19 protein-coding genes and 1 tRNA gene are annotated in these 21,968 nt (G+C 36.5%); 15 read left to right on the forward strand and 5 right to left on the reverse strand.

Annotated elements, in window-relative coordinates; genetic code table 11:
- Nucleotides 1-45 precede the first annotated feature (45 nt).
- The 9 genes from PVV63_RS01615 (at nucleotide 46) to PVV63_RS01655 (ending at nucleotide 4,906) form a co-directional block, all read left to right on the forward strand.
- Nucleotides 46-420, forward strand: coding sequence for a hypothetical protein (locus tag PVV63_RS01615; RefSeq protein ID WP_273790342.1), 375 nt, complete (start codon nucleotides 46-48; stop codon nucleotides 418-420).
- Between the two features lie 63 nt (nucleotides 421-483).
- Nucleotides 484-846 carry an antA/AntB antirepressor family protein gene (locus PVV63_RS01620; protein WP_273790343.1) on the forward strand — a complete coding sequence of 121 codons (363 nt, stop codon included), beginning with the start codon at nucleotides 484-486 and terminating at the stop codon, nucleotides 844-846.
- A 14-nt stretch (nucleotides 847-860) separates the two neighbouring features.
- Nucleotides 861-1,589, forward strand: coding sequence for a Rha family transcriptional regulator (locus tag PVV63_RS01625; protein ID WP_273790344.1), 729 nt, complete (start codon nucleotides 861-863; stop codon nucleotides 1,587-1,589).
- Between the two features lie 12 nt (nucleotides 1,590-1,601).
- Nucleotides 1,602-2,006, forward strand: coding sequence for a hypothetical protein (locus PVV63_RS01630; RefSeq protein WP_273790345.1), 405 nt, complete (start codon nucleotides 1,602-1,604; stop codon nucleotides 2,004-2,006).
- Complete coding sequence (locus tag PVV63_RS01635) at nucleotides 2,000-2,383, forward strand: hypothetical protein (protein ID WP_273790346.1); 384 nt, start codon at nucleotides 2,000-2,002, stop codon at nucleotides 2,381-2,383. Before PVV63_RS01630 ends, PVV63_RS01635 begins: the two co-directional genes overlap by 7 nt.
- A gap of 241 nt (nucleotides 2,384-2,624) precedes the next feature.
- Entirely contained in the window at nucleotides 2,625-3,434 is an 810-nt protein-coding gene (locus tag PVV63_RS01640; protein WP_273790347.1) for an ERF family protein, read from the forward strand.
- Nucleotide 3,435: 1 nt separating this feature from the next.
- Complete coding sequence (locus PVV63_RS01645) at nucleotides 3,436-4,059, forward strand: lambda exonuclease family protein (RefSeq protein ID WP_273790348.1); 624 nt, start codon at nucleotides 3,436-3,438, stop codon at nucleotides 4,057-4,059.
- Nucleotides 4,060-4,117: 58 nt separating this feature from the next.
- A complete protein-coding gene (locus PVV63_RS01650) occupies nucleotides 4,118-4,606 on the forward strand; it encodes a DUF488 family protein (RefSeq protein WP_273790349.1) in 489 nt (162 codons plus the stop codon).
- 96 nt (nucleotides 4,607-4,702) lie between these two features.
- Complete coding sequence (locus PVV63_RS01655; protein WP_273790351.1) at nucleotides 4,703-4,906, forward strand: AlpA family transcriptional regulator; 204 nt, start codon at nucleotides 4,703-4,705, stop codon at nucleotides 4,904-4,906.
- A 99-nt stretch (nucleotides 4,907-5,005) separates the two neighbouring features.
- Here PVV63_RS01655 and PVV63_RS01660 read toward each other — a convergent pair.
- Nucleotides 5,006-5,081: transfer RNA gene (locus PVV63_RS01660), tRNA-Phe, on the reverse strand.
- 397 nt (nucleotides 5,082-5,478) lie between these two features.
- Between PVV63_RS01660 and PVV63_RS01665 the strand changes: the two genes are divergently transcribed.
- From PVV63_RS01665 to PVV63_RS01675, 3 genes are all read left to right on the forward strand, one after another.
- Nucleotides 5,479-6,642 carry a phosphoserine transaminase gene (locus PVV63_RS01665; protein WP_273790352.1) on the forward strand — a complete coding sequence of 388 codons (1,164 nt, stop codon included), beginning with the start codon at nucleotides 5,479-5,481 and terminating at the stop codon, nucleotides 6,640-6,642.
- A 384-nt stretch (nucleotides 6,643-7,026) separates the two neighbouring features.
- Entirely contained in the window at nucleotides 7,027-8,316 is a 1,290-nt protein-coding gene (locus tag PVV63_RS01670) for an adenylosuccinate synthase (RefSeq protein ID WP_273790353.1), read from the forward strand.
- 236 nt (nucleotides 8,317-8,552) lie between these two features.
- Nucleotides 8,553-9,974 (forward strand): hypothetical protein, encoded by a 1,422-nt coding sequence (locus PVV63_RS01675; RefSeq protein ID WP_273790354.1) that lies wholly within the window; start codon nucleotides 8,553-8,555, stop codon nucleotides 9,972-9,974.
- A 203-nt stretch (nucleotides 9,975-10,177) separates the two neighbouring features.
- Here the strand turns inward: PVV63_RS01675 and rpoH are convergent, their stop codons facing one another.
- The 3 genes from rpoH to PVV63_RS01690 form a co-directional block, all read right to left on the reverse strand.
- Nucleotides 10,178-11,062 carry an RNA polymerase sigma factor RpoH gene (gene rpoH, locus PVV63_RS01680; RefSeq protein WP_273790355.1) on the reverse strand — a complete coding sequence of 295 codons (885 nt, stop codon included), beginning with the start codon at nucleotides 11,060-11,062 and terminating at the stop codon, nucleotides 10,178-10,180.
- A 148-nt stretch (nucleotides 11,063-11,210) separates the two neighbouring features.
- Nucleotides 11,211-12,215, reverse strand: a complete 1,005-nt coding sequence (locus PVV63_RS01685) for an RluA family pseudouridine synthase (protein ID WP_273790356.1) — start codon at nucleotides 12,213-12,215, stop codon at nucleotides 11,211-11,213.
- A 29-nt stretch (nucleotides 12,216-12,244) separates the two neighbouring features.
- The gene (locus PVV63_RS01690) at nucleotides 12,245-13,675 is read right to left on the reverse strand and encodes an aldehyde dehydrogenase family protein (RefSeq protein WP_273790357.1); all 1,431 of its coding nucleotides are present in this window, start codon (nucleotides 13,673-13,675) and stop codon (nucleotides 12,245-12,247) included.
- 460 nt (nucleotides 13,676-14,135) lie between these two features.
- Between PVV63_RS01690 and PVV63_RS01695 the strand changes: the two genes are divergently transcribed.
- Together PVV63_RS01695 and PVV63_RS01700 are read left to right on the forward strand one after the other, a co-directional pair.
- Complete coding sequence (locus PVV63_RS01695) at nucleotides 14,136-16,709, forward strand: DNA translocase FtsK (RefSeq protein ID WP_273790358.1); 2,574 nt, start codon at nucleotides 14,136-14,138, stop codon at nucleotides 16,707-16,709.
- Between the two features lie 827 nt (nucleotides 16,710-17,536).
- Nucleotides 17,537-19,243 (forward strand): ATP-binding protein, encoded by a 1,707-nt coding sequence (locus PVV63_RS01700; RefSeq protein WP_273790359.1) that lies wholly within the window; start codon nucleotides 17,537-17,539, stop codon nucleotides 19,241-19,243.
- 18 nt (nucleotides 19,244-19,261) lie between these two features.
- Here the strand turns inward: PVV63_RS01700 and mscL are convergent, their stop codons facing one another.
- Entirely contained in the window at nucleotides 19,262-19,669 is a 408-nt protein-coding gene (mscL, locus tag PVV63_RS01705; protein WP_273790360.1) for a large conductance mechanosensitive channel protein MscL, read from the reverse strand.
- Nucleotides 19,670-20,875: 1,206 nt separating this feature from the next.
- Here mscL and PVV63_RS01710 point away from each other — a divergent pair.
- The gene (locus PVV63_RS01710; protein WP_273790361.1) at nucleotides 20,876-21,958 is read left to right on the forward strand and encodes a quinone-dependent dihydroorotate dehydrogenase; all 1,083 of its coding nucleotides are present in this window, start codon (nucleotides 20,876-20,878) and stop codon (nucleotides 21,956-21,958) included.
- Nucleotides 21,959-21,968: the final 10 nt, after the last annotated feature.

The following is a 21,968-nucleotide window of genomic DNA, read 5'->3' on the forward strand; positions in this document are numbered from 1 at the left end:
AACCACGCACAAACAATCGCCAAGAGGCGTTAGGGAGGAGAAATTATGGAAAATCCAATTCTTATAAATTCTGATGAAATTTTATTAGTTGTCTATGATGATGATCAAAACATTGGTCGGTCGGGACCACTGGATGAAAGCCAAGTTCTAAAAATTATTGACGAGGCAGATGATGCAATCCAAATCTTTCGCATCAATCCTTCTGAGAATAATTGTGAAGATATCTCTGAAGAAATTGCAGAAGTATATGTAAAAGAAAATATCGAACATCTCCATGAGGATAGTGAGGTTCATGACTTTGTACGCGAAAGTGATGCTTACCAAGAACTTTTAGACGAGATCGCAGACGAAAAATATAATGATGAGATTTACGGTACTTACGAACAACAACACCGTTTGCGTCCTTGTGATGTGCTTTAAATTCTGAAGGGCGCTTTTAAAAGCGCCCCCTTTTTCCCATCAATAATTGATTAGAGTAAACTTATGACCACACATGATACTCATATTCATAGTGAAGGATATCTCACGCCTGAAAACGAGGTAGACAACAAAATCGGTTATGTCCAAATGGTCAATGCCCATGTAATGCATAGGTACTTACATTTGAAACAAGATTTTTTCACTTGGTTTAATGATTGTGTTGAAAAGCTTGATCTAAAAGAAGGCGTGGATTTTGTTTTTACAAAACAAGAATGGAACAGACAGAAGATTTGTCCAAAATCTGAAATAGAAACAGATAAAACTGATAATCATTACTTCAAAATTCACGCAGCAAAGAAAATCGCTAAAGCAGAGCGCCATAGAAACTATGGCAGAATATTATACCAAAACTTATGTTTTTCTTAATTAAGGGGGTGATGATGCGAAACTTTATTACAATACCTGAAAACAATTTTCAAAACACAACTGTTCCAACCATGTCTAGTCGTGAAATTGCAGAGTTATGCGGTAAGCAACATGCGCATATTATGCGTGATATTCGACAAATGTTAGGAGAATTATATCCTGAAGGGGGTCAATCCAAATTTGGATCCACCTATTTAGATAAACAGGGTAAGCCCCAGAACTGTTACAACCTCCCTAAGCGTGAATGCCTTATCTTAGTTTCCGGTTACAGCATGACATTACGTGCTAGGATTATAGACCGTTGGCAAGAATTGGAAAAGCAAGCAGTAATACCACAAATCGACTACTCAAGCCCTCAAGTTATGCTTGGTGTTTTAACGTATCTCAAAAATGAAAATGAACAAAAAGATAACATTATTGCAAATTTAAAACCAAAGGCAATGGCTCTTGAAAGCTTACAGCGCCATAATGGACTCTTCGGTCTTACAGAAGCCGCTAAAATACTCGAGATGCAACCAAAACAGTTCATTCTCTTCTTACAGAAAAAAGGTTGGGTTTACAGACGAGCAGCAGGTGGAAATTTGCTTCCTTATCAAGACAAAATCCAAAAGAAACTTATGGATTGTCCAACCATCACACTTCAAACCGCAAGTGGAATAGAAAAAGTCATTCCTTGCGCAAAAATCACAGCAAAAGGAATTGGTGTGCTGTCTCAAGAGCTTAAAAGACAAACCATGCATTAAGAGGAGGTTATTATGATAAAAAAGAAGTACGAACTTACTGATGAGAAAGCTGAGTTTAAAGGGGTAACTCTTCACCGTATCCGCGCTTTAAGAGACTTTGGAGTTATTAAAAAAGGTAATTTAGGCGGCTTTATAGAACATGAAAACAACCTATCGCATCATGGTAATTGCTGGGTAGGTGGTAATGCATTCGTCTTATCTTGTGCTTGCGTTTACGATAATGCTCAAGTTTATGATGATGCTGAAGTTTATGGTAGTGCACGAATTAAACATAATGCACATGTTTACGGTTTTGCCGAAGTTTATGGAATGGCAACAGTTTCCGGTAATGCACGTATTTATGGCGACGCAAAAATTTATCGTGATGCGGATATTGATGGCGATAACGTCATGTCCACTGGAGAAAAAGCATGGTGAAAAAATACGAATTGACTAATGAAACCACCGATATTGTAAGTTGCCATACATTGTACCGCATTCGTGCTTTAAGAGATTTTGATGATGTTAAGGCTGGGGACCTTGGGGGCTTTATAGAAAATGAAAGCAATCTCTCTCATGATGGCAATTGCTGGGTCTATGATAATGCTTGTGTTACTTGGGGTTCAAAAATTTATGACAATGCAAAAATTTATAATAACGCCCGAGTATATGGTGGTGGTCGCATTTTTGAAAACGCACAGATTTACGGAAATGCAATTGTTTATCCCAATGCAAGAGTTTATGGCGACGCAAAAATTTACGGAGATTCAGAGATCTGCGGAGAAAGCCGTATCACAACAAACGAGAAAAAATAAATCATGTATAAATATGGAATTAAACCTACCTTGTGTGCACAGTTAGTTGTGAGAAATACTCACAATCTAGGTGAACTTTGTATCACTATCTCTGGGTATAAAGACGAGCCTTATGTAGATACCATAATTTCTGAAGACATAATGCAGCCTATAAAATCCAAACTCTAACAACCAAACCAACTTTTAACACATGCGTGATTCACGCCACGGGTGAATTGCGCTCAAATAGGAGGAAATCAAGATGAGTGAACTAAGTACCACACAAATGGAATTAGTGGAAAAAACGAACGATTGTGAAATCAAACCTACAGCTATGGAGCTTATTTTAGAAAGAGCTTTAGAAAATGATGTCGATATGGATCGTCTCAAGCGTCTTCTTGAATTGCGAGAAAAGGAGATAGAACGACAAGAGTGTCAAAACTTTGTCCGTGATCTTTCTGCTATACAAGTGGAATATAAAAATATCGAACAAAATGCCATTAATACACATACTAAAAGCCTCTATACAACGCTTGATAAATATATTGATGCTATTAAAGAACCTCTTGCAAAACATCACTTTGCCTTGTTCTCTCGTATCAAAGACCAGAGTTCAAATGACATAACTGTAGAAATGACTTTAAAGCATATATCGGGCAATGAAATATCAACACAAGGAACATTTCCCATTGATGCTACGGGAAGCAAAAATAACACACAAGCGGTTGGTTCTACTATAAGCTACGCACGTAGATATCTCTTAGGCATGCTTCTTAATGTTGCAAGAAAAGAAGACGATACAGATGGAATAACACTTCTTGCGGGTATCTCTTCTGAACAGATGAATGAAATCAAAGAATTAATTAAAAAAACACAATCTGAAGAAAGTAGGCTTCTCTCTTTCATAGGAGTAAAAAATCTAAAAGATATGTCTTTTAAACAAGCACAAACCGCTTTGTTTGCTTTGAAAAAAAAGCAGCGAAAGCAAATGAATAAAGCACAACAAGAGCAATTAGATGCACCTATACAAGATATTGAATATGCACCAACTCAACAACAAACGGCGGTGTGAAATGGAACAAAGAACAGCACAATGGTTTCAGGCCCGCTTGGGAAAAGTCACCGCTTCAAACGTTTACAACCTACTGAGTAAAACAGCAAAGGGAATGCCGACAAACAAATATGAAGACTACAAAATCAAACTTATAACAGAACGTTTAACTGGTGAAGTAAGCCAATCTTATCCAACGCCGGCTATGCAATGGGGCATTGAACATGAAGAAGATGCCTTGAAAGAATATGCATTTATTTATGATACAGAGATCATAGAGTGTGGTTTCATACAACACCCCACAATCAAAATGGCTGGTGCTAGTCCTGATGGGTTTGTTGGTGATGACGGTTTAGTTGAAGTCAAATGTCCACAATCACCAAACCATTTACGCTTCTTTATAGATGACACTATAAAGCCTGAATATAGCGCGCAAATACAATTCCAAATGGCTTGTACGGGACGAAAATGGTGTGATTTTATCAGTTATGACCCACGTTTTACGAGGCAATCAACATACTTACGCATGAAAATCAAACGCATTCACCGTGATGAAGAACACATTGAACAGATTAATCAAGCGGTCGAAGCTTTTTTAGCAGAAATAGAACAAGAGATGCAAAAGATTTTGACAAAAGCCGCTTGACGTTATGGGGGTGCTCTCTCCTCCCAGCACCCCCACCCATTTACCAAGGAAATTAAACGTGTGTAACACCAAACATATTATCATACAGCCTGCTAAAGATGAGGAATTTTGTTTTTTTACCATTGGCTATGAAGGTAAGTCCCTTGAGAATTATCTTAGTTGTCTCATAGAAAACAATATCAAAACTTTATGTGATGTTCGTAAAAATCCAATAAGTAGAAAACACGGATTTTCGAAAAGACAATTAGAGAAAGCTGTGAGCAATATTGATATTGAATATATGCATATGCCTGAACTTGGAATTGCTTCTGAAAAACGAAGAAATTTGAAAACACAAAAAGATTATGACCGCCTTTTTGAAGATTATCAAAATACAACTCTCAAGAATAATTCTTGTGCAATAAACAAATTATATCAAATGTTTTTAAACAAAAAGCGCGTTGCAATCACCTGTTTTGAAGCCAATGTATGCATGTGTCATAGAGGACAACTCGCATTAGCTCTTACTCAATTTCCTGATTGGAAATATGAAATTAAGCACATCTAAAAAATAAACTTGCAAATTTTTAAAAGTTGGAGTGCTTCACATGCCTTCCAGCACTCCCACCCATTTAATTAATATAAAAAAGAGAAAGGTAATGAGATGATATTTGATGATGGAGATAGATATGTAACGACACGTGAGTGTGCACAGCTTTTTAGTGTATCCACAACAACGATTCGCAATTGGGTGCTTCAGGGGTTGTTTCCGGAGCCATATAAGCTAGGGAGAGCAGTGAGATGGAGAAAAAAAGAGATCTTAGACTTCACTCCAAAGAAAAATAAGGAGCAAATAAGAACAAATTAGGTAAAATTATATAAACTGTAGAAGGTGGTCTAAAAGGTGGTCTGAAAATAGCTATTTAAAGAAAAAATCTATATATTTCAATATGTTAAAAACAAAAAGTGGTGCCCAGACGCGGATTCGAACCACGGACACGCGGATTTTCAGTCCGCTGCTCTACCAACTGAGCTATCTGGGCATGCTTCATAAAAAACATAAAGCGTTTGCGGTTATAACATTAAAATTTTCTCTGTCCAGTCATCAAAAGAAAAATAATTGATTTTTTAATAAGTTTATCTCCCTATTCTAGAGCGTTATCAATGAATCTTTATCATAAAATAAATTTGATAGGTATATTGGACACTTTAGTGTATTGTTATCAGAATGCTGTCTTATCGTGGTGGTGATACGAAAAAAATTAAAAGAATCAATCGAGAAGCATGATTAAGAAAGATTTTTTTATAAAGTTTCCGTGAATTTTAAGCATACGAAATAATAGACAACATTTTTGACTTTTTCTAAAAAGATTGTTGATTAGTCTTTATAATAATTTGTTTTTCTTTATAAAGAAAAAAACATCTAAAAGGGGAGAAATAATGATAATGTTACAAAAACCAAGTAGTCGTCCCAATAATACTAATTTTTCTTCAGGCCCTTGTAGTAAACGGCCTGGTTGGACTCTTGATGTTCTTAAAAATGCAGTAGTTGGGCGTTCACATAGATCTAGAGAAGCAGAATTAAAACTTGCTGAAGTTGTTAATTTAACCCGTGAGATTCTTGAGGTTCCTTCTGATCATCGTATAGGAATTATGCCCGGTTCAGATACCGGTGCTGTTGAGGCTGCTCTATGGTCTCTATTAGGTGAGCGTGGCATTGATATGGCGGCGTGGGAAAGTTTTGGATTTGGGTGGAATAAAGATGTTGTCGAGCAATTAAAGCTTTCTGATGTGCGTCGTTTTGAAGCTCCTTATGGTGAAATACCAGATTTAACACAACTTGACTTTGATCGGGATGTTGTTTTTACATGGAATGGGACAACTTCTGGTGTGCGTATTCCTAATGCGGATTTCATTCCGCATAAACGGGCTGGATTGACCATTTGTGATGCAACATCGGCAGCTTTTGCGCAATATCTTGATTTTTCAAAATTAGATGTTGTTACTTTTTCATGGCAGAAAGTTTTGGGAGGTGAGGCTGCACATGGTATGGTGATTTTAAGTCCTCGTGCTGTTGAGAGGCTTGAGAATCATGTTCCAGCTTGGCCTATGCCTCAACTTTTCTATATGACAAAAAATGGAAAATTGAACGAAGATATTTTTAAAGGAAAGATAATCAATACACCTTCTATGCTTTGTGTTGAGGATTTTCTTGATGGGTTGAAGTGGGCAAAGTCTCTAGGAGGTGCAGCGGCATTAAGAGCACGGGTTGAGAAAAACTTTTCTGTACTTGATGCTTTTGTTCGCAAAACGCCATGGTTAGAATATTTGGCAAAAGATCCTGAAGTGCGTTCTAACACCGCTATTTGTTTAGATATTGTGGATCCAGTGATTACTGCTTTGGATACGGAAAAGCGAGTATCTTTTATAAAAGCGGTTGTGAAACGTCTTGATGAGGAAGGGGTTGCTTATGATATCGGTTCGTATCGCGATGCTCCTCCTGGGCTTAGAATTTGGGCGGGTATAACAATTGAGGCTTCCGATCTTGAAATTTTGACACAATGGCTTGAGTGGGCGTTCCAAGTTGAAAAAGCACAGCTTTAAATAATTACTGGTGATTTTCACAACGTATTTTAAAACAAAAAAGGATACGAGAGATTATGATGATCTTTCGTATTCTTGTATCAGACAGACAGCATCTAAATATTACGTGAATTGTAAAAGATTAAGAGAGAGAATGAATGCTCTGTCAGGTGTTGGATACGCACAAATTAAAATCTCTATTTTTTTTACTTTGTTGTAGCAAAAATAACAGATTTAAAATATTTTGGTATTTGCTTATCTTTATTATCATAAATTTGAAAATTTAATCACTTGAAGATTGAGAAAAATCTGAAATGAGGAGTCGCACTTGCTCTAAGGTTTCGTTATAAAGAAGTGTTTGTTTTTGAATGCTGGTTTTTTTAACCAAACACGACGGAGAAAGTTATGGCCAATGTAGTTGTTGTCGGTACACAATGGGGTGATGAAGGCAAAGGTAAAATTGTAGATTGGTTATCTGAGCGAGCAGATATCGTGGTGAGGTATCAGGGGGGGCATAATGCTGGCCACACATTGGTTGTTGATGGAGTCAGTTATAAATTATCACTTTTACCGTCTGGTTTAGTGCGTGGCAAGTTATCAATTATAGGCAATGGTGTTGTTGTTGACCCTCATCATTTTGTTGCAGAAGTAAAAAAACTATGTGATCAGGGTGTAAAAATCACACCAGAAATTTTGCGTATTGCTGAAAATGCTCCTTTGATTCTTTCTTTGCATCGTGATCTTGATGCAATTCGAGAAAGCGGTTTATCTGGTTTAAAGATTGGTACAACAAAGCGCGGTATTGGACCGGCTTATGAAGATAAGGTGGGACGTCGTGCTATCCGAGTGATGGATTTAGCAGAAAAAGATACACTTATGGCTAAGATTGAGCGGCTTTTGAGGCATCATAATGCTTTGCGTCGTGGGATGGGTGTTGCAGAGATTGATTCTCGAGCACTTTATGATGAATTGATGCAAGTTGCGGATAAAATTTTGCCCTTTATGGATTGTACGTGGCGTCTTTTAGATGAAGGTTATCGAGGAGGGAAACACATTCTTTTTGAAGGTGCGCAAGGTGCTTTATTAGATAATGATTTTGGAACTTATCCTTATGTAACGTCATCTAATACAGTTGCTGGGCAAGCATGTACAGGTTCGGGGATGGGACCTGATGCAATTCATTATGTTTTGGGTATTGCAAAAGCTTATACTACACGCGTTGGAGAAGGGCCGTTCCCGACAGAGCAGATAAATGATATTGGTGAATTTCTGGGAGTGCGTGGACATGAATTTGGTGTTGTAACGGGTCGAAAGCGTCGATGTGGTTGGTTTGATGCTGTCTTAGTACGTCAGATGGTAACAATTTGCGGTGTTCAAGGTATAGCATTGACAAAACTTGATGTTTTAGATGGTTTGGATGAAATAAAAATTTGTATTGGTTATGAGCTTGATGGTAAAAGAATTGATTATTTACCTTCTTCCATGGGAGCTCAGGATCGGGTGAAGCCTGTTTATGCAACATTAGAAGGTTGGAAGGAAGAAACAGCACATGCATTGAGGTGGGAAGATTTACCAGTGCAGGCTATTAAATATATACGCTATATTGAAGAACTGATTAATACAAAAGTGGCTTTATTATCCACAAGTCCAGAGCGTGAAGATACTATTCTTATTACGGATCCCTTTGTTAATTGATTATTATTTTTAGATTTCTATATATGTTCTCTGTGCGTTTTTGTCTCTTTTTACAAAAAAGTTTTTAAGAGCATGTGAGAGAAAGGTGCAAAATAGCATTGTTTATTTTTCATATTCATTTTACATTATTGCGATAGTTGTACCAATATTAAATGGCAATCAATTTAGAAGGCTAAAATAAAGTTTTTTGGCTTTACTATTGATTTTTTCTCAATTTAAGAGAGATTATAGAGGAAATGGTAGATTTCGTTGGAATCTTAAAAAAGACAATTAATGCACAAAATAATATTACACCACAAGTGCGTAAGCGGATTTATAAGCGTGCTACCGAAACACTAGAACATCAATTTTTAACAGCAAAAATACCACAAGCAATAGCGGATGAACAGAGAAAGGTTCTTCAAAGTTCTATTGCAACTGTTGAAGGAGAATATTTAGCAGTTGAAAAGAAGCGGCTTTCTTCAGTTATTGGGTGGAATCCCACAAATATAAATGAAGATAAGAAATATACAAAAAAAACTATATTACCAAAGAATAATGAATTTTCAGAGGTAAATATAAAAAGAAAACAGGATTTTGTTACGCGTTCAAAGGATAACAAGGTATTTGATGAGCTTTGTGTATCAGATATACCAGATGCAGAGCCTGTTAATATGGAGGCTGATGTGCCTTCTCAGCATGTTAATAGCAGTGTGTTAAAGATTTCTCCTTCGCAGGAAGATAATCCGCATATTGTTTCGCACATTTTTTCTCAGGCTTTACGTCGTGCTAATAAATCGTTAGTGCAAAGGCGTATTGTAATAAGTGCTGTTTCTGTTGTTAGTTTTGTTGTTTTAATTGTTGGTATTTTTTTTGTTGGTGAGCGTGTATTTGTATCAAATGATCATCAGTTTTTAGAAGAAAATCTTCAAGCTTCTCACAGAGTACCAAAGGCATTTCCAATTAAGAGAAAGTTAACACAACGCTTATTAGAGGATGGAAGTGAAATTGATGTTGGTTTAAAACAAGCGATAGATTTTTCGGATGAAGAAGTACTCTCAACAGTTGTTGATAGCAATTTGCAATCGCTTGAAAAATCAGGTGAAGCTGTTTTCTATCAAGCACGTACAAATTATGATGCAGAAAAGATAGCAACGGGAAGTGCTCGCTGGACGCTTATAAAAGAATCTCAAGTGAAGGGGGCTCCAGAAGAAACAACTATACAAGGTGATATAACAATTCCTGATGAAGGGGTATCATTACGGTTAATTTTACGTCGTAATACCGATCAGTCATTTCCTGCTGCATATATTATGGACCTTGTTTTTATTCTTTCTGATAAATTTTCAGGTAAAGCTATAAGCAATGTTCAAGCATTAACCTTTAAAGCAAGTGAACAATCCATTGGACAGGCTTTAACAAGAACCATTGCTGCAAAGATTAACGATGACTTTTTTCTTGTCGCATTGAGTGGTAATCATCCATTTCTTGATCGAAATTTACAATTGATGCGAGAATTAGATTGGATGCGTTTGGTGTTAACGGATAAAAACGGGCGTATAAGTGAATTAACCTTTGCAAAAGGACCAACAGGTAAGTCTATTTTTAATGAAGTTATTGGACAATGGCTTGCACAACAAGATAAGTTAACAGTTTTTGGTCAAAAAAATAAAACATAGATGCAAAAAAATAAACGGCTGTGAAGAATTTTCTACGACCGTCTTTATCAATTATATACCAAATATATTCAATAAAGCTTTACATATCAATAACTTAAAGAATTCGATAGGCTAATTTACAAGTATAAAGCCAAGGCATGCTTTTTTTCATTTTCACATTTAAAGAATGTGCAAACCATTGGCTTTATACTTAACTCTAGGTTTTATACTTGACTTTGAGATAAAGTAGAATCTTTGATAGAGTTTTGCACTTTTTCAAATGCACGCATTTCAATTTGTCTTACTCGTTCTCGACTAATATTAAATTCACCAGAGAGTTCTTCTAGGGTTAGTGGTACATCGTTTAAACGACGCGCTTTAAATATACGCTTTTCGCGTTCATTGAGATTGTCCATGGCATTTATGAGCATGGAACGGCGATTTTCTAATTCACTTTTTTCAATTAAAATTTGTTCTTGATCGTTAGATTCATCCACCAACCAATCTTGCAACTCACTGTTTTCCCCTTCTTTTGTTCGAATTGGTGCGTTGAGTGAAGTATCACCACCAAGCCTACGATTCATTGATACAACTTCATCTTCTGTGACATTCAACTGGATTGCAATTTTTTTCACTTGTTCTGCATTGAGATCGCCACTATCAAGTGCTTGAAGTTTACTTTTTAACTTACGAAGGTTGAAAAACAAACGCTTTTGATTAGCTGTTGTCCCCATTTTCACCAAACTCCAAGAGCGCAATACATATTCTTGGATTGATGCTTTAATCCACCATATTGCATAGGTTGCAAGACGAAAACCCCGCTCTGGTTCGAAACGTTTAACAGCTTGCATGAGTCCAACATTGCCTTCTGAAATGACTTCCCCAATGGGAAGTCCGTAGCCCCGATATCCCATCGCGATTTTAGCTACGAGACGCAAATGGCTGGTTACTAGCCTATGCGCAGCTTTTAGATCATTATGCTCACGGTAACGCTGAGCTAACATATATTCTTCTTTTGGCTCAAGCATTGGAAAACGACGCACTTCTTCCAAGTAACGGTTTAAACCACCATCACCTGTCATTACTGATAATAAATTCATATGGGCCATATAGCACCCTCCTTTTGTTTGAATTCCCTGATAAGGCAAATTCTATGTTTTAGATAGCTAACTATCCTCATAACCTCACTCTAGCATATTTTTCAATTTTGTTCAAAAAAAGATATTTTATTGTGAAATCTTGAGAAGGGGAAAAGTTTCAATTCATTTTTTTAAAAAGTTTAATAAGTTTAGCCATATCTTGAGGCAGTGGTGCGGAAAACGACATAACTTTACCGGTAGAAGGATGTTCAAAAGTAAGACTTGCAGCATGGAGTGCATGTCGGTTGAATTGATCGATTGCATTTCTAATAGTGGGGTTGAATGTGTTTGATTTTGTTTTAAAAGCGTTTCCATAAACTGTATCGCCTATGAGTGGATGCCCAATATGAGTCATATGAACACGGATTTGATGGGTGCGTCCAGTTTCCAAGCGACATTCCAGAAGGCTAGCAAAAGATGTTGAGTCTGCATGAGAGCCATATTTTTCAAGCAGAGAAACATGTGTAACAGCATGACGAGCATAAGGGTTTTGGTTATGGATGACAGCTTGCTTTGTCCGGTTATGGGGCGAACGGCCAAGTGATGCATCAATTGTCCAGACATTGCGCTGAGGTGTTCCCCAAATCAAGGCATGGTAGCGTCGATCTAATGCGCAGGTACGTCCATGATCAGAAAATTGAGCACTGAGACTTTTATGAGCTAGATCATTTTTTGCAACAACCATAACACCGCTTGTATTTTTATCAAGACGATGGACAATGCCAGGGCGTTTAACACCACCTATACCAGATAAACTATTCCCACAGTGGTAAATAAGGGCATTAACCAATGTACCGGTCCAATTGCCATTCCCAGGATGAACAACAAGACCAGCTGGTTTGTTAATAACAATGACATGATCATCTTCAAAAAGAATGTCCAATGCAATGGCTTCAGCGCTAGGTTCTGCATCACGAAGGTCAGGCATTTCCAATTCAATTATTTGGTTAGGTTTTAATTTTGTTTTTGGTTCCTTTATGAATTGACCATCAATTTTAAGACAGCCTTCACGGATGAGGGTTTGCAAACGCGAACGCGAGAGCACATCATGATATTGTTTTGCGAGCCACTGATCAAGACGTTGCCCAAGAGCACCTTCATCCGTTATTTTCTGTATTACCATACGATTCCTATTAAGTTTTTAATAAGATTTTACCAGTACGAAATTGCTTTACTATCGAGAAATTCTTTAATTCCCCAATGTCCTCCTTCACGAGCGCGCCCAGAAAATTTTACACCTCCAAAGTAGCTTCCACTGGGTAATCCATGTCCATTAACTTCTACCATACCAGAGCGTACTTGTGCCGCAATACGACGACATTTGTTGCGATCTTGCGATTGAATATAGTTTGTAAGACCATACTCAGTCTCATTCGCTAAAGCGACGGCTTCTTCTTCTGTACTAAAAGAAAGAATCGAGAGAACTGGACCAAAGATTTCTTCTTTAAAAATACGCATATGAGGTTTTACATCAGCAAAGACTGTTGGACGGACATAATAACCGCGTTCCATTCCTTTTGGTAAACCAGTCCCGCCTGCAACAAGAGTTGCACCTTCATCAATTCCCGATTGGATAAGATCTTGAATTTTATCATATTGTTTTTTTGAAACGACAGGTCCAATATGATTTCCTTCTTGGCAGTTTGGTCCTACTTTTGTTGTTTCTGCAATATCTTTGGCTATTTTTATGGCTTTGTCATAGATGCTCTGTTCCACAAGCATACGAGTCGGTGCATTACAACTTTGTCCACTATTATAAAAGCAATGTCGTGCACCACGTTGAATAGCATCTGAGTCGGCATCAGCAAAGATAATATTCGCTCCTTTTCCACCAAGTTCCAGACAGACTCTTTTTAAAGTAGCGCTGGCATTTTTAGAAATATCTTTTCCTGCTCTAGTTGAACCAGTAAAGCTGATCATTTCTAAATCTGGATGTGCAGAGAGGTAAGAGCCGACAGTCGCACCATCACCATTGATTAAATTAAAAACACCGGCTGGAAGTGCGGCTTCATCTAAAAATTCAGCAAAAAGCATAGCAGAAAGAGGCGCAATTTCAGAGGGCTTTAACACCATGGTACAGCCAGCCAAGAGAGCAGGAATAACTTTAAGAGTTACTTGATTCATGGGCCAATTCCATGGCGTAATTAATCCTACGACGCCGATAGGATCGTAGTGAAGGATTGCTTGCTCATTTCCCTTTATTAAAGTTTCTTGGAACGAAAACTCTTTATAAGCTTCGATAAAATTGCGAATATGGGAACTTCCGGTTGCAGTTTGCGCATTAAGCGCCATATCAATCGGTGCTCCCATTTCCATTGAAATGGTTTTTGCCATGTCTTTGGAACGTTTTTCGTAGATCTCTAGAATTTTTTCAACAAATCCAAGACGCTCATTTGGTGACGTTGTTTTCCATTTTTGAAACGCTTCTTTAGCCGCATTAATTGCTTTATCGGCATCTTTTGTACTTCCAAGGCTAATGACAGCACAAGCCTCCTCTGTTGATGGATTAATGACGTCAAAATCGTGAGGAATGCTTGGCTCATCCCATAGACCATTGATATAAAATTTCCGTTTATTAAACATAATTCACTCCCTTTTTTCTATTTGTATTTATGTAATTATGATTGTCTTAGTCTAAGCCTTTTTAAACGAGGATAACAAGGGTAATCTTATAAAAACGCGAGAAATTAGATTATATCGTGATAATTGAGCATGGAGAATTCAATAGAGCAATGCTCATTGTATTATTGAGACTAGTTTCTCTTATGAAAAGGGAGAGAAAGAGAGGTATAGACAATTTTCTTGAATCTTTTTTATCATGAAGTTTTCTTCAAAACAAATGAAATACGAGCTCTATGACACCATAAACTGAGCAATTTATATCGTAAATATGCAAAAGGCAGATTATGAATATGCATTATGGCATTATTTTTTTCATTAAAAAATAACCATCAGCAAAAGGTTATTAACCTTCGTATGATAGTTTCTACGAATTCTTTTTGAAAAGGTTATTTTTCTCATTGCTATAAATTTGTTGGGTGCCATGCATAATTCGAAAACAAAATCTATTTCTACGTCTTCTTTTTCTGATGATAGTACGGAAGGTGCATCAAGAGAAGATTTATCTGTTAAGATTACTGAGATATTTCCTTATCCGGAAGTGTGGAAAAAGGCATTTGCCCTCGGAAAAAACGTCCGTTTCACGAGAACCCCAGAAGTTGAGATTTTGCGTCGTCGTATAGAAACAGATCCAGTTTTTGCAAAACAGTTTAAAATTTTTACGAAGCAAGATCAAAAAAAAATTACAGATACAGATATTGTACGTTGTAACAAGAAAACAACCAATATTCTTTCGACAAAAAAAGTCATTAATCCTCAATCAATAGAGAATAAAACATCAGTTTGTCATTCAACGGTTCTGAAGCAGTTGTCACGACAAGCTATTCATATGCCGTCAGCAAATATTCCACTTGAGGAGGATGAACAAGAACGTAAATTACAAGTGGAAAATGTGCTACAAAAAATAAAACCTGCTTTGCATCTTTCCGATGATGCATTTTTTGAGTGTGAATCTTTGATATTTGAACATGTGGAGACTCAAACTTCAAAAGAGGATGGAATATCAATTGATACGACAAATGAAATTACACCGGATATTCCCACAGCCTTTGATGAGTCAATAACGGCTCTTTACCGTGTTCTTGAATACCGCTTTCCACAACTCTATGATTCAATTACATCAGAATCTCCAGCGGAAAGGATGCGAGGCGTTGAGAAAATTTCTGATTTAATGCATACAAATAATGATACTACTAAAGAGAGTCATTCTAAGCTTTCTGTTGAAGATTCTGCTCATACGTTAAGTAATACAGGGGCGTTAAGCGATGCAGGGGCGAGTATAGAGACTGAAAATAGCAATAATACTGTCGCCAATAATACTGTTGATTGTATAAACAAAGCCGTCACAAAGAATTCAAAAGATTTTTCTGTGATGCAAGCAAACAGTAAAACTAAAACATTACAATCTACTCGTATGCCATTAGGTAATTATGATTCTGCTTTTATGCAAAATATTCAATCTATTGACTGTGATGTTTATGAATTTCCTCCGATCAACTTATTACAGGAACCTGTTTTTCATGAAGGTACGATGATTCCTCAAGAAACATTAGAACGTGGTGCTGGACTTTTGGAAAGTGTTTTGGAAGATTTTGGCATTAAGGGTGAAGTTATCCATGTTCATCCAGGGCCAGTGGTAACAATGTATGAATTTGAACCCGCCGCGGGCGTAAAGTCATCGCGCGTTATTAATCTTTCTGATGATATTGCGCGTTCTATGTCTGCTATTTCTACACGCGTTGCTGTAATTCCTGGACGTAATGTTATCGGGATTGAGTTACCCAATGCGGTTCGTGAAACCGTTTATTTACGCGAATTAATCCAAACACGTTCTTTTCGTGAAAGTGAATTTAAACTTGCTCTTGCTTTGGGGAAGGGGATTAATGGTGAACCGGTCATTGCAGAATTAGCAAAAATGCCTCATTTATTGGTTGCAGGAACAACAGGATCAGGCAAGTCTGTTGCAATTAATACAATGATTTTGTCGATTCTTTATCGTATGACACCAAAGCAGTGTCGTTTGATTATGGTTGATCCTAAAATGTTAGAGCTTTCTGTTTATGATGGCATTCCACATCTTTTAACACCCGTTGTCACAGATCCCAAAAAAGCAGTAACAGCTTTAAAATGGGCGGTTCGTGAAATGGAAGAGCGTTATCGCAAAATGGCTAAGTTGGGTGTGCGTAATATTGATGGTTTTAATGCACGCGTTGCACTTGCAGCTCAAAAAGGCGAAACGATCATGTGTACTGTTCAGTCGGGTTTTGATAAGGAAACAGGGGAAATGCTTTATCATGAAGAAGCCATGGATCTCACGCAGCTTCCTTATATTGTTGTGATTGTTGATGAGATGGCTGATCTTATGATGGTGGCAGGGAAAGAGATAGAGAATGCCATTCAGCGCTTAGCGCAAATGGCGCGTGCGGCAGGTATTCATCTTATTATGGCAACGCAACGTCCTTCTGTTGATGTTATCACCGGTACAATTAAAGCAAACTTTCCTACCCGCATTTCTTTTCAAGTAACGTCAAAAATTGATAGTCGTACGATCTTGGGTGAACAAGGTGCTGAAACGCTTTTAGGTCAGGGGGATATGCTTCATATGGCTGGTGGTGGACGCATTGTGCGCGTTCATGGACCTTTTGTCTCAGATGAAGAAGTTGAATCCATCGTTGCACATCTTAAAATGCAAGGAAAACCTGATTATTTGGCAACGGTAACGGATAATGAAGACGATAACAAAGAGGATACTTCTGCTGATTCAGCGGCTGAAATTTCTGAGGAAGAAAATTTTGATGAAGAGGGTGAGGAACTTTATAACCAAGCTGTAAAAATTGTTATGCGTGATAAAAAATGTTCAACATCTTATATTCAGCGCCGACTTTCAATCGGCTATAATAAAGCAGCTTCTCTCGTCGAGCGGATGGAAGAAAAAGGCATTGTTGGAGCCGCTAATCATGTTGGAAAACGTGAAATTTTACTCAATGAAGGAAAATAAACAAACGCATTTAAAAATATGCAATTTTTTAAATATCTGACAGTTATTATTTAAATGTGCTTGTTTTATTTTTTTATATAATATTAAAAATTTAAATGGAGAGTAATAAAGCAAAAGCGATCTTTTGTATTAAGGCTTCTGATGAGGTAAACAAGCTGATATCAAAGGAGGTTATGAGATATTTTAACATTTCTAAATGATCTGGAATATAAAGAAATTAAACAAATCTTTATATGAAGACAGATAATTTGTGTTCTCTTTTTTACAGAGAAAATTTTTAATAAAATAGTGCGGTGGTATATTTTTTGTTTGTTCTTTTGTAGCGATTCTAATGAAAGAAAGATCTTTGTATGAATGCCTTCAAATGCCAAGAACTATTGGTAACATTAGGGGCTGAAATTAGTATAATGATGGTGCTAACCAGCTCTTTTATAAGTATAAAAATGGTAATGCACAATGCCTTGATATCCTCTATAGGGACTTTTACATTACACCATTTACAGATGACGTCGTAAAATAAGCTTGGGGATCTTGGGAGATATCTTTTCAAAAAAGGCGCATGAATGTGTAAAATAAGTGTATTCTTTTTGAGTACTATTTATGCGAGGGAGATGTTACCATTATTGTAACAAGATTTATTACATAATGGGTGAATAAGCAACAAGAGCTGGAAGCTTCTTTTTATTTTTGTTTTGTTGATGAAACAGTCAAAATTTTGCTACAGACAATTTATATGAGATATCAAGTTATTTTAACTAGAACAGATAATTGTAAACAAATTAGCATTATTCATTTGAGAGTAAATCCAACACTTTTTAGTTTTAGTTATGCCATTAAAAGCAGATGAGTTAAAGTTAAATACAAATGAATTAAAATCGCAGCAAGAAGCTTTTCGTTTTACACCAGAGCTTTTGCCACGGCCTTTTACGTGGGAAATCGATCACAATGGTTTGTTTTGTGAAGTCTCAAAAGAGCTAGCTGAAGTTGTTGGCCCTCTCTCTTCCTCTATTTTAGGGTGTAGTTTTCATGAACTTGCTCATCAATTTAATGATGATCGATATCTGGTTCTCAGTCGTTTTATTGAAGCGGCTATGCCTTGGAGTAAAGAGATTGTTCAATGGCCTGTTGATGGTTGCTTACAATGGCTTGATGTTGAATTGTCGGCTTTGCCAATTTTTGATGTTACAAAGCAGCTTAAAGGGTTTCGTGGCTTTGGTGTTTTAAAAATACAAAAAAAAGTCCAAGAAAAAAGAAATGAAAAGCTAGCAACAGAAATACCATGTCTTACGGAGATAGAACGCTCAGCTTTTCATGAAATTGCAGAGCAATTGCGTGATGAATTGAATTCATCGGTAAAAGAAGAAAATTTAGTTGAAGAAACAGCTATTCAGTTACCATATGCACAAACATTGCCGGTAAATGCTATAGAACAAGCTCTCGTAAAAGAGCCCGCTGCAGTTTTATCATTGTTGGATACAGCAACAGATGGTGTTTTATGGTTGGATGAAGAAGGCTTTATTCAATCAGCGAGTAGGGCAGCCTTAGCATTAATGGGTTATGAAATAAATGAACTGCGAGGACAGCCACTCTCTTCATTATTTACTTTTCAAAGCCGACTTTTGGTTGAAAAATATTTTAAATCAATCCGCATGGAGGGAAAAAATCAGGTTTTAAATCGCAGAGAAACAGCTGATTTAATGACGAAAAATCATAAAAATATAACCGTTTTGATAACGATTGTATTTTTGGCAAAGCAAGGAAATTATGCTGTTATGTTGCGTGATAGGACACAAACAGTTCCATCAGGAGAAAAAAAAGCAGAAGAGGATAAAATCGTTGGAGTTGTTCATGAAATACGAACACCTTTGAATGCTCTTATTGGTTTTGCAGAAATTATGAGAGAAGGCCGTTTTGGTTTGATAGAAAATGAGCGCTATCATGGATATTTACGCGATATTATTTCCTCTGGAAAACATATATTATTGCTGATTAATCAATTACTAGAGTGCTCGAAGATAAATTATTCTGGTTCCGATAACCAGATTGATTCTTCCCTTATTTCTGAAACATTTGATGTGATATCTTGTTTACGTGCGACGATAGCTTTTCTTGAGACACAAGCCAATCAGAACGGCATTATCATGCGTATTGTTGCTCCACCTCATGTTCCATTTATTCCTGTATCACAACAAGTGTTTCGCCAGATTATATGGAATCTTCTTTCCAATGCTATTCGTTTTACACCTTTGGGTGGACAGATTATTGTTCACGTTTCTTATAGAAAAGAACGTGTAAAAATTTCAGTGAGTGATAATGGTATAGGGATGAACGAAGAAGAGATTATACAGGCACTGCAACCTTATGGTCAAGTAGAGCGCAAGGATGGCCGATCTGGTGATAGCGCTTTTATGGGAACAGGTTTAGGGCTCCCAATGTGTAAAGCAATGGTGGAAGAAAGAGGGGGACAATTTTTACTGTTCTCCAAACCCAATTACGGAACAACTGTGGAAATGTTTTTTCCTCGTGTTCCATGATGTAAATCTTGCATAAAATTATTTTTTCTTAGCCAAAAGATCTCTAATTTCTGTTAACAGTTGTTCTTCTGAAGACGTTTTTTGGGGGCTTTCTTCTTCTTTTCTACGGATTTTGTTCATAGCTTTAACGAATAAAAAAAGCACCCAAGCAATAATGAGAAAATTGATAAGTAAAGTAATAAAGTGTCCATAGCTAATGGTTGCTCCAGTTGCTTTGGCGGCACTCAATGTTGCTTGTTTTTCGCCAGCAAGTTGAATAAACATATTAGAAAAATCAATTCCACCTGTAATCAATCCAATGATTGGCATAAAAATATCATTGACAATTGAGTTGACCAAGCTACCAAAAGCACCCCCTATAATCACACCGATAGCAAGATCAATCATATTACCTTTTAGGGCAAATTCTTTGAATTCTTTAAGCATTGCATTTTCCCCTTTATGTAAGTGATATACGGTAATTTACTTACCGCTTTTGATGAAAAAGGAAAGGGCAGATTTTGTTTTTATGATTATATTACAATATTAATATTATTTTCAAAGACTTTATAAGGTTTAATAAAGAGCTTTAGGGTTCTATTTGGATTTTAGGGCTCTATTTGAATTTACATAGAACCTTTCCTAGAAAAAAGCTTTTTTAATAAAAACTATATCTGCTTTTTCAACAGAAAGTAGAAAACTGTAGCTTAATTTATATAATTGCCTCAAGATTTTTATGTTAACATTAAAAAGAGAGATTTTTACACAATACCACAGTAAAACTTATAATTTAATTCCTCTTAATTTAGTAAGCGATAATAGAAATTAGGAGGGCATTATGGCTTATCTAAAAGCTATTTGTACTGGGTTTCATGAGCTAAAATGGAGATAATTCCGATGGAAGAAACACATTTCATCTGCTGGAAGATTGTATCAGTTTATAAATAGCAGAGCTCTAGGGTTTGCAAGATCATTTTGGTTTGGAAGTCGTTGGTATGATAGGTGTGAGTTCAACAATCAACTGTCATTACTTAAAATATATGTTAGACAGAGCACTTAATAGATGCAAAATTGTATTTAACGCATCAGAAATGGCAAAGGAAACAACGCAGATTCTTCAAAATTCTATCAATAGAGTACAAATTGATTGAACATTCTGTTGCTAATAAATGGTGCAACAATAGTATGAATTTAGATGTTTTTATGAACCATGTATTCTATAAATGCTAGGAAAAAAATAGCTTTATAGAACAAGCTCTGTTTCTATTGGAAACAATATTACACAGAGGAACTTTGGGAATAGAGGGCATTTGCATGCATATTAAGAGAATTATGAGCTTGCCTGCATAAGATGCCACAAAACCATGACTATGGTAAAGAGCCATTGATGTTTCAATTCATGCTGCATTTTATAAGATTAGGATTCATATTTTAATCTTTAAAAAAATGTCGAAAAAGAGAAACGTTTTTTAAGAATAAAAAGTTCTTTACACAGTATATATCAATATAAACATGTATGGCTATTATATGATGATTTTTCTTCTAGAAGGGGAATATTATTTGGATAATATGCTCTCTTTGATTGGAAATCTTTTGTGTTAAAAGATATAGGTGAGGTGCGATGGATCATTTTTATGTTGTGGAGAAGGATTAATGAGTTTTTTTCGTTGTATTGGCCGTTCTGCCTTATTTATGTTGGATCCAGAGCAAGCACACGGTTTAGCGATTCTCGGGCTGAAAAGTGGATTAAATGGTTGTCAAAAGGTTATCGACAAACGTTTGTGTGTAACTGTTGCTGGTCTTGAGTTTGAAAATTTTATTGGTCTTGCAGCGGGGTTTGATAAAAATGCAGAGGTTGTAGATGGTATTTTTCGTTTAGGATTTGGTTTTACTGAAATTGGGACAGTGACACCAAAGCCTCAGATTGGAAATCCTAAACCACGGCTTTTCCGTTTAAAAGAAGATGAAGCGATTATTAATAGAATGGGCTTTAATAATGACGGACATCAAGTTGTTTACAATAGATTGCGTGCGTGTAAAAAAACTGGTGTTATAGGAGTCAACATTGGAGCCAATAAGGATACGTTCGATAAGATTGATGATTATACTGTTGGTATTGTTCATTTTTATGATGTTGCTGATTATTTTACGGTTAATATTTCTTCTCCTAATACACCAGGTTTACGTGATTTACAGGCCCGTGACAGTTTGCATCTTTTGTTGAGTGCAGTTTCGAAAGCGCGAAATGAGCAAGAGAACAAGCATGGATTCTCCATTCCTATTTTTTTAAAAATTGCTCCCGATTTATCAGAGAAAGAATTAGATGATGTTGCTGAAGAAATAAAACTTTCTGATTTTAATGGACTGATTGTTTCTAACACAACTCTTTCACGCCAGGGGCTTAGCAATAGTCACTTCAGTAATGAACAGGGTGGGCTTTCTGGACGTCCACTTTTTGAGCGTTCTACTATTGTGCTTGCAAAAATGCGTCAAAAATTAGGGAAGGAGATTGCAATTATTGGTGTTGGCGGTGTAAAGGACGCACAAACCGCTTTGGAAAAAGTAAAAGCTGGTGCAGATTTAATTCAATTATATAGTGGGATGGTTTATGAAGGTCCAGATCTTGTCATAACTATTCTGCAAGAGATTTTGCAGATGATGCAACAAGATGGAGTTGATAACATAAAAAGCTATCGTGATCATAGTCTTGAACATTGGGCAAAATTTCCTTTGTAAAAAAACGCTT

Source organism: Bartonella sp. CM31XJBT (assembly GCF_028618555.1).
Lineage (GTDB): Bacteria > Pseudomonadota > Alphaproteobacteria > Rhizobiales > Rhizobiaceae > Bartonella.

What these genes read in the sequence shown, in the direction of transcription:
- PVV63_RS01685 (WP_273790356.1), bottom strand. Translation starts at nt 12,215, where the DNA reads ATGGTAATACAGAAAATAACGGATGAAGGTGCTCTTGGGCAACGTCTT.
- mscL (WP_273790360.1), bottom strand. Translation starts at nt 19,669, where the DNA reads ATGCTTAAAGAATTCAAAGAATTTGCCCTAAAAGGTAATATGATTGAT.
- PVV63_RS01630 (WP_273790345.1), top strand. Translation starts at nt 1,602, where the DNA reads ATGATAAAAAAGAAGTACGAACTTACTGATGAGAAAGCTGAGTTTAAA.
- PVV63_RS01690 (WP_273790357.1), bottom strand. Translation starts at nt 13,675, where the DNA reads ATGTTTAATAAACGGAAATTTTATATCAATGGTCTATGGGATGAGCCA.
- PVV63_RS01695 (WP_273790358.1), top strand. Translation starts at nt 14,136, where the DNA reads ATGCATAATTCGAAAACAAAATCTATTTCTACGTCTTCTTTTTCTGAT.
- PVV63_RS01645 (WP_273790348.1), top strand. Translation starts at nt 3,436, where the DNA reads ATGGAACAAAGAACAGCACAATGGTTTCAGGCCCGCTTGGGAAAAGTC.
- PVV63_RS01655 (WP_273790351.1), top strand. Translation starts at nt 4,703, where the DNA reads ATGATATTTGATGATGGAGATAGATATGTAACGACACGTGAGTGTGCA.
- PVV63_RS01665 (WP_273790352.1), top strand. Translation starts at nt 5,479, where the DNA reads ATGATAATGTTACAAAAACCAAGTAGTCGTCCCAATAATACTAATTTT.
- PVV63_RS01675 (WP_273790354.1), top strand. Translation starts at nt 8,553, where the DNA reads ATGGTAGATTTCGTTGGAATCTTAAAAAAGACAATTAATGCACAAAAT.
- PVV63_RS01635 (WP_273790346.1), top strand. Translation starts at nt 2,000, where the DNA reads ATGGTGAAAAAATACGAATTGACTAATGAAACCACCGATATTGTAAGT.
- PVV63_RS01615 (WP_273790342.1), top strand. Translation starts at nt 46, where the DNA reads ATGGAAAATCCAATTCTTATAAATTCTGATGAAATTTTATTAGTTGTC.
- PVV63_RS01620 (WP_273790343.1), top strand. Translation starts at nt 484, where the DNA reads ATGACCACACATGATACTCATATTCATAGTGAAGGATATCTCACGCCT.
- PVV63_RS01700 (WP_273790359.1), top strand. Translation starts at nt 17,537, where the DNA reads ATGCCATTAAAAGCAGATGAGTTAAAGTTAAATACAAATGAATTAAAA.
- PVV63_RS01640 (WP_273790347.1), top strand. Translation starts at nt 2,625, where the DNA reads ATGAGTGAACTAAGTACCACACAAATGGAATTAGTGGAAAAAACGAAC.
- PVV63_RS01670 (WP_273790353.1), top strand. Translation starts at nt 7,027, where the DNA reads ATGGCCAATGTAGTTGTTGTCGGTACACAATGGGGTGATGAAGGCAAA.
- PVV63_RS01710 (WP_273790361.1), top strand. Translation starts at nt 20,876, where the DNA reads ATGAGTTTTTTTCGTTGTATTGGCCGTTCTGCCTTATTTATGTTGGAT.
- rpoH (WP_273790355.1), bottom strand. Translation starts at nt 11,062, where the DNA reads ATGGCCCATATGAATTTATTATCAGTAATGACAGGTGATGGTGGTTTA.
- PVV63_RS01625 (WP_273790344.1), top strand. Translation starts at nt 861, where the DNA reads ATGCGAAACTTTATTACAATACCTGAAAACAATTTTCAAAACACAACT.